Source organism: Thalassospira sp. MCCC 1A01428 (assembly GCF_002115825.1).
GTDB lineage: Bacteria > Pseudomonadota > Alphaproteobacteria > Rhodospirillales > Thalassospiraceae > Thalassospira.
Genome location: NZ_JFJZ01000146.1, coordinates 1 through 818 on the forward strand (window position 1 = coordinate 1; position 818 = coordinate 818).

Consider the following 818-nt stretch of genomic DNA (forward strand, 5'->3'; position numbering starts at 1 on the left):
AAGGATGATGTATTTGATACATCTAACCTGTTTGAGTCGACAGCTCCGGCGAAAATTGAAGGGGCGCAAGGCGGACGACAAGCTGCCGTTGATGCCCTTGCGTCGGCGCAGGCGGAATATAGCAAGTTGAAAAGCCGGATTGAGGCGGCGACAAAGGCGCAGGAAGCGTTTCGCAAGGCGCAAAGTGATCTTGATATTGCATCAATTGACCGGCTTGCCGATGCCTGGGGGCGTTCGTCCGAGGCGGTGCGACAAGCCCAGATGGTGAACGAGATTGAGAACCGGGTTTTAAAAGAGGGTGAAGCGCGGCGCGGCGAAATTACCAAAGCCATTGAGGGGGAATACGCTGCCCGCAAGCGTCTGGATGCTGTTAAATCGGCACGGGAACAGGCGGATGCTGTTCGTAACCTTTTGGCTGATTTGAAATTTGAACAGGACCAGTTGGGGCGAACTGCCCGTGAGCAGGATATTTATAATGCCATCAAGCGGGCAGGCGTTGACGCCACCAGTGCGCAAGGGCGGGCCGTGCGGGATGCTGTCGGTGCTATTTATGATCTGACGGATGCGGAAGCGAAACGCGTGGCAATGATGGCCGATGGCAAGCGGGTGACGGAAAGCAACCGCACAGCCATTGAATCCTATAATGCGGAGATGGCCCGTCTTCGTGAATTGCTTGCCGCCGGTGCGATTGGTCAGGAAACATTCAACCGGGCTGTGGCGTCGTCGCAATCGGCGCTGGCGAAGGCGCAGGACGATATCTGGGGTGTTACCGATGCGATGCGCGCCCAGATGGACGGGGCCAAACATTGGTCAAAAGG

Annotated in this window: 1 protein-coding gene; it reads left to right on the plus strand. The window is 56.5% G+C overall.

The features are described 5' to 3' along the window. Positions 1 to 818 (plus strand): hypothetical protein (locus tag THS27_RS27070; protein WP_168185034.1); only part of this gene is annotated, 818 nt, incomplete at both ends.